The organism is Microcystis sp. M53602_WE12, assembly GCF_030065455.1.
Taxonomy (GTDB): Bacteria; Cyanobacteriota; Cyanobacteriia; order Cyanobacteriales; family Microcystaceae; genus Microcystis; species Microcystis aeruginosa.
Window position 1 is genome coordinate 1 of sequence record NZ_JASJFB010000154.1, and the last position, 7,144, is coordinate 7,144.

At 43.5% G+C, this 7,144-nt stretch carries 4 protein-coding genes; 3 read left to right on the top strand and 1 reads right to left on the bottom strand.

Going from position 1 to position 7,144, the window contains the following annotated elements; translation table 11 throughout:
- Positions 1 to 131: 131 nt before the first annotated feature.
- Entirely contained in the window at positions 132 to 2,570 is a 2,439-nt protein-coding gene (locus PX482_RS05930) for a glycosyltransferase family 39 protein (RefSeq protein ID WP_288095912.1), read from the bottom strand.
- A gap of 137 nt (positions 2,571 to 2,707) precedes the next feature.
- Here PX482_RS05930 and zds point away from each other — a divergent pair, with 137 nt between their 5' ends.
- The 3 genes from zds to PX482_RS05945 all read left to right on the top strand — a co-directional run bounded on the left by zds (position 2,708) and on the right by PX482_RS05945 (position 6,261).
- Positions 2,708 to 4,168, top strand: a complete 1,461-nt coding sequence (gene zds / locus PX482_RS05935; protein WP_288054702.1) for a 9,9'-di-cis-zeta-carotene desaturase — start codon at positions 2,708 to 2,710, stop codon at positions 4,166 to 4,168.
- Positions 4,169 to 4,397: 229 nt separating this feature from the next.
- Positions 4,398 to 5,093, top strand: a complete 696-nt coding sequence (locus PX482_RS05940; RefSeq protein WP_288095909.1) for an aldehyde oxygenase (deformylating) — start codon at positions 4,398 to 4,400, stop codon at positions 5,091 to 5,093.
- Between the two features lie 148 nt (positions 5,094 to 5,241).
- Positions 5,242 to 6,261, top strand: a complete 1,020-nt coding sequence (locus PX482_RS05945; protein WP_002759660.1) for a long-chain acyl-[acyl-carrier-protein] reductase — start codon at positions 5,242 to 5,244, stop codon at positions 6,259 to 6,261.
- Positions 6,262 to 7,144: the final 883 nt, after the last annotated feature.

Below are 7,144 nucleotides of genomic sequence, written 5' to 3' on the forward strand. Positions count from 1 at the left end.
CCCACACCCCACACCCCACACCCCACACCCCACACCCCACACCCCACACCCTACACCCCACACCCCACACCCTACACCCTACACCCCACACCCTACACCCCACACCCCACTTCCCCACTTCTCACTCTATTTTAATTTGATTGCCATAATTGCCAAGCTTTAACGAGATTTCCCCCCATCAAGGCAGCCACTGCATTTAAAGTCTTAATTTCCTCACTATCGGGATTTAATTGTCTAGCTTTATCTAAGACTTTTTGGGCTGCTTGCGGTTGCCAATCGTAGAGATAAATAAAACCCTGATAAGCATAATGATAGGGATTATGGGGGTCAATTTTAATCATTTCCTCCGTGGCTTTTATTGCCCCTGCCACATCCTGTTGTAGTACCTTAGAAATTGCTAATCCGTAGGCTAAAGATAATTTATCGGGGGGGTTTTGTTGCTGTAAACGATAGGAAAAAGCCTTGTCTGCTTGCAGCACATAATCCTGAATCGAATCGTATTGATTGATACGATTAGTTAACTCAAAAATTGGCTCAATACCCGTTAATCCTTGACCAATATTAGCAGACTTTAAGCGCAATTGGGTCACTAAATCTAATTGGGGCGTTGCTAACTTGGGAACTTGAGGATCGATGGTAATTTGAGCATTAGTTTTAATTGGATAGGTTTCGCCAGTTTCCCGATTGAGATAGACAGCAGATAAGCGATAAACTCCGGGGGTTGCTGCCGACTGCATGGCGGTTTTTTCAGTGACTTCAAAACCTTTTTGTTGCTCTTCTGGAGTTAATTTTTCTGCCATTAATCCCCCCATAGCTATACCGTGATCGTGCATCCAATAATCCTTACCGTCCACTTCTTGCCAGGTTAAAATTACTATCCCTGACTTTAATTGTTGCCAGTCTCCTGCCCATTTATAAACCACGGGAATGGGTTGATTAGGAGAAGCTTTTTCGGCAAGGGTAATCTCTCTTAATTCCACCCGTTTTGGCGCATTTTCAAGGGGGTTAACCGTGACGGAAGGATATATTTTTCGGTGTAGGGACAGGGTACTATCATCCGGTAGCTGCCAAGTTTTTTCCACTTGGAAATCTGGTCCAGTGGCGACTCGATTAACAATTTTTTTCTGGACATCGGGGACGGAACCCTGTTCACCAGTTTTAGTTAAAAACCAATCTAAAGAATTGACATCCTTTTCGATATCTTCTTCCCGAACTCCCACCTGTCTGCCGGCAACCTGGGAATTATGTTTACCACCGTAGAAAGAGAAAGTATGTTGATTTAATTCGGGGGTGGAAGGTAAAACCCCTAGAGTGCTGCGAAGATAGGGAGAATCGGCTAGAATCTCTTTAACTACTTCTTCCTGTTGCCAGCCGGTTTTTAAATAGGGATGGTGTTGTAATTCGGGACTGAAAACGTTAGTAATTAGCTCTCCCCCCAAGGGAAATAAATTTAAGCTGGTGAGGATAGCGGCAATAGTTATCGTTCCCCAACGGATACCAGGGGCAAAACGACCACGCCAAGATAATAAACCAACGGATAAAATTAAGGATAAAGTCGGTAAAAGCGGCAAAATATAACGAGCATCTTTATTGATATTTAGGGATGATAATAGGTATCCCCCCAGCAGAAAAACTCCTAACCAAATCCACACAGGACGATTAACCTTATCTTCGGTTTTTCTATGACGTAAGGAGATTAATAATCCCACCACAGGAACTAATAACAATACCCAAGAAAGAAAATAGGGTAAAACTTGGGCGTAAAATGTCCAGGCATCTGGACTGGTAAGAGGCGGATCTCCCTCCAAAATCGCCGAATCTACCGTGGCACGTTTGCCCGCGGTTAACATTAATAACCAATTCGTCCGATACCAGGGAAACATTAACAATGCTGCCGTCAAAAAACTCAGCATTAATTGCGCTAGATTACCCCAACGTTTTCGCCGGAGATTTTCGCCCAATACCCACAAAATCGGTAAAAAGAGGAAAAATAGGGCGGTTTGTTTGACTAACATCCCTAAACCGCAAGAAATCCCGAAAGCGATCGCTTTTAGCCAGCCTTGACCACTAAATCGCCACCATGTCAAGCATAAGTAGGAAAACGTTACAATTGCCGCTAAGGGAAAATCTAAGAGATATTCGAGGCGATAATAGTATAAACCCGGGAGAAATTGACAGATTAAGACCGCCCAGAGTGCTACAGTCCCATTAAAGAGGATAATTCCCAATCCGTACACAGAAAAGAGCAGTAGGGCGCTATAGATAGCCATTACCCACATACCCGCATCAAGGCTAATACCAAAGAGATTAAAGAAGGGAATCGTTAAAAGATAGGTTAAAGGGGGAATTTTCGGGGACATTAGCCATAAACCGCGCCACCAATCCCCATCAAACCAGCGCGGATTTTGGAAAGCTTGGCTATAGATAATCCCACCGTTGAGATAATCGGCCTGATCCCAAGCAGGAATAGTATGATCGAGACTAAACCAGAATCTATCGACTAATATCCCCAATATCCAAATAATACTGACAATAATTAATCCCTGTCTCCCCTCTAGCGATCGCTTCAAAATGACTTCTCCCTAGTGCAACTCTCAATTATTCTGCCACGCTCTCAAGCGCCCCTGAAAAAATCGCCAGCAAGAAACACCAGACCGATCAGGGTAAAATAAAGATTTAGTGAAAAATTGTAACAGGAACTTGACAAATGCGAGTGGTGATCGTTGGTGCAGGGTTAGCGGGAATGGCAACAGCTATCGATCTGGTCGATGCGGGCTGTACAGTAGAAATCTTAGAATCTCGTCCCTTTGTCGGTGGAAAAGTCGGTAGTTGGGTAGATGCGGACGGTAATCACATCGAGATGGGCTTGCACGTCTTTTTTGGTTGTTACTATAATCTTTTTGAGTTAATGAAAAAAGTGGGCGCTTTTCAATCCCTACTGCTCAAAGAACACACCCACACTTTTATCAACGAAGGGGGAAAAATCGGCGAATTAGACTTTCGTTTCGCCGCGGGTGCGCCTTTTAACGGTTTAAAAGCCTTTTTTACCTCCTCCCAACTCTCAGCAGCCGATAAAATCTTTAATTCTCTGGCCTTAGGTACAAGTCCCATTGTCCGCGGTCTGATAGACTTTCAAGGAGCGATGAAAACGATTCGGGATCTGGACTCGATTAGCTTTGCCGATTGGTTTCGTAGCCATGGCGGTAATGAAGGCAGTTTAAAAAAAATGTGGAATCCGATCGCCTACGCGTTAGGATTTATCGATACGGAAAATATCTCGGCCCGTTGTATGCTGACGATTTTCCAATTTTTTGCCGCTAAAACCGAAGCTTCCGTCCTGCGGATGTTAGAAGGTTCCCCCCACGAATACCTGCATAAACCGATTATTAACTATCTGGAGGCCCGGGGTGCCAAAATCTCTACCCGTCGTCAGGTGCGGGAAATTCTCTATTCTGGAGAGGGCGAAAATCTGCAAGTTAATGGCATGATCGTCGCTAACGGAGAAACCACGGAAACTATCACCGCAGATGCCTATGTTTGCGCTGGTGATGTCCCCGGTATTCAGCGTCTTATTCCCCAAGATTGGCGAAAAATGCCGATTTTTGACAATATTTTCCGACTAGAAGCCGTCCCCGTCGCTACGGTACAATTGCGTTTTGACGGTTGGGTGACGGAGTTAAATGATGCCGAAAAACGCCGACAACTGCAAAAAGCGGTGGGAATTGACAATCTTTTGTACACCCACCAAGCGGATTTTTCCTGTTTTGCAGATCTTGCTCTCACCAGTCCTAGGGATTATTATCGCCCCGGAGAAGGTTCTTTATTACAGTTGGTTTTAACCCCCGGGGATCCTTTTATTAAAGCTAAAAATGAAGATATCGCCCAGCACGTTTTAGCGCAAGTCCACAAGTTATTTCCCTCCTCCCGGGAGTTAAAGATGACTTGGTTTAGTGTGGTGAAATTAGCCCAGAGTCTCTATCGGGAAGCACCTGGTATGGATGTCTATCGTCCCTCGCAAGCGACTCCTATTGCTAACTTTTTCCTGGCTGGCAGTTATACCCAACAGGATTACATTGATAGCATGGAAGGAGCCACTTTATCGGGTAAACAGGCAGCCAAAGCGATCCTACAACAGGCCGAGCGCCGGAAATCTTTAGCCACGGTTTGAGCAAACAGCCAGCAATCTCCTCCCTTGAGAAGGGATTGCCTCTAAACTTGTTTTCAGTGGCAAAAGATAACCGCTATAGCTAACTTGGCAAGTCAGCCCCTCAGGCCAAGCTATACAAAAAAGACCGATCAAGCTAGACTCGTAAAAAGATCACTCCATCTAGAAGGCTTACCCTAGACTGGAAAGAACGTCGGAAAAATCTCGTCAGAAATAGGAGTCAATCGAGTTTATGCCAGAGCTTGCTGTACCATTAGAGCTTGATTTCACCAGCGAAACCTATAAATCAGCCTATAGTCGCATTAATGCCATCGTTATTGAAGGCGAATACGAGGCCAATAGCAATTATATTCAATTAGCAGACATCCTCACCGATAACAAAGAAGAGTTACACCGTCTGGCAAAAATGGAAAACCGTCACATGAAAGGTTTTCAAGCTTGCGGCCGAAATTTGCAAATCACTCCTGATATGGATTATGCCAGAGAATTCTTTTCCTCTCTGCACGAGAACTTCCAAATTGCCTACGCAGAAGGTAAAGTTGTCACCTGTTTATTAATCCAATCTTTGATTATCGAAGCTTTCGCGATCGCTGCCTATAATATTTATATTCCTGTTGCTGATCCTTTTGCTCGTAAAATTACTGAAGGCGTAGTTAAAGACGAATATTTACATCTCAATTTTGGCGAAGAATGGCTAAAAGCGAACTTTGAAACCGCTAAAAAGGAATTAGAAGCCGCAAATCGAGCTAATCTTCCCATTGTCTGGAGAATGCTCAATCAAGTCGAGGATGATGCTCGCGTCCTCGGTATGGAAAAAGAGGCCCTCGTGGAAGACTTTATGATTAGCTACGGGGAAGCTTTAAGCAATATTGGTTTCAGCACCCGTGATATTATGCGGATGTCTGCCTACGGATTAACTGCTGTCTAAACCTTGAGCGTCGAGATTTCCTGTTTTTCCCCTGCTGCCGCTCAACACAGAGCGGCTCTTTTGTGTATTATATTTAAGAGTCTTAACGATTTCTTAGCAATATCCTAATTTTTATCTAGTGCCATCTAGTCTAACGAAAGAACAATCAATGTTTGGTCTTATAGGTCATCTTACCAGTTTAGAACACGCCCAATCGGTCGCCGACGATCTAGGTTATCCTGAATATGCTAACCAGGGATTAGATTTTTGGTGTGCTGCCCCCCCGCAAATTGTCGATGATTTTCATGTCACCAGCATCACGGGACAAACCATCACGGGTAAATACATCGAATCCTGTTTTTTACCGGAGATGTTGTCGCATCGTTGGGTAAAGTCTGCTATTCGTAAGGTGCTAAATGCCATGGCACTCGCTCAAAAAAGTGATATCAATATCACCGCACTCGGCGGTTTTTCTTCAATTATTTTCGAGGAGTTTAATCTCAAAGATAATCGACAGGTGCGGAATATCGAGCTAGATTTTGGCCGTTTTACCACCGGTAACACCCACACCGCTTACGTCATCTGCACTCAGGTGGAAACCCTCGCTGAAAAAATGGGCATCGATTTAGCTCAATCTACCGTCGTGGTTTGTGGGGCCACCGGAGATATCGGCAGCGCTGTTTGTCGTTGGTTAAATGAAAAAACCGATACAAAAGAACTAATCTATGTGGCACGCAATCAAGAGCGTTTACAATCTCTGCAAGAGGAGTTAGGACGCGGTAAAATTCTCCCCCTAGAGGAGGCTTTACCCCTGGCTGATATCATTGTTTGGGTGGCTAGTATGCCTAAAGGGGTGGAAATTGATCTAGATAAACTTAAGCGCCCCTGCATTATTATTGATGGTGGTTATCCGAAAAATTTAGGCATGGTATTAAATGCCCCCGATATTTCGGTGATTAAGGGCGGCATTGTCGAGCATTCCCTCGATATTGACTGGAAAATTATGAAAATCGTTAATATGGATATTCCCTCTCGTCAAATGTTTGCCTGTTTTGCTGAGGCGATTTTATTGGAGTTGGAGGGTTGGCAAACTAATTTTTCCTGGGGACGCAATCAAATTACCGTCCCTAAAATGGAACAAATCGGCGCAGCTTCCCGCAAACACGGGTTTCAACCTTTGTTATTTTAATTAATATCCCCAACCCCCCCCCACCGACCACGGAATTAGAAGTTTTAGGCGACAAATAATTAGGAGTGAGCGCTTGACTTTGCCAGCGGCTTGGGTTATGATTGTTTTATAATGGGATGGTCGTGTTTACAGCGAAACGCTTAGATTACCATTATGAATAAACTCTTTTAAAAATATTATCCCAAAATCTGCCGACAAAAGCAAGCAAAATTTTGCCATCAATTGTTAAGTTTTGTTAAGAAAAATCCTAAGAGTGGCAAGGAAGAGAACTCCCTTAACAGATCAGTCCGATCTCTTTGATAGTTTCTCAGGGCTTTTGGGGGAATTATAGAGATGTGGGGCTGATTTTTAGCTCGTTCCCAAGTTCTACCTGGGAACGCTTTGTTGAGGTTCTACCTGAATACTACTTTAAGGCAGAGCCTTCGACTCATTGTTCGCTTAATTTTTTAAGGGAAGGGTTTTAAAATTGCTGGAACCTTTATCCTGTATGCTTTTTAGCGAATAAGGTAAGCAGAAAATCCGAGAATGCGATCGCCAATTGACTCGCTCAAACCCTGATCAATTCGTTAACTTCCAAATGGTTTTTTTGTACTAATAAATATTCGAATAGAACGCTCAATGCGTTTGCTAGACTGTGTTTGAGACAATTTATCAAATTTTCGGTTCGAGAAATGAGCGAACGGTGAGTTTGAACTCTCAAAAATTAATTATGCAAGAAATCTAATAATAATTAGGGTTTGCTGAATAAATCTAAAAACCTTGTTGGATAGGGTTTTTAGACTTGTTTTCCCTCAAAAAGTGCCGACCATTGGAGTGATTGGGGGGAAAATTCAGGTACTTTTTCCCTGAAAATTAGGTAGTTGACCACCTGAAAATCGATAAA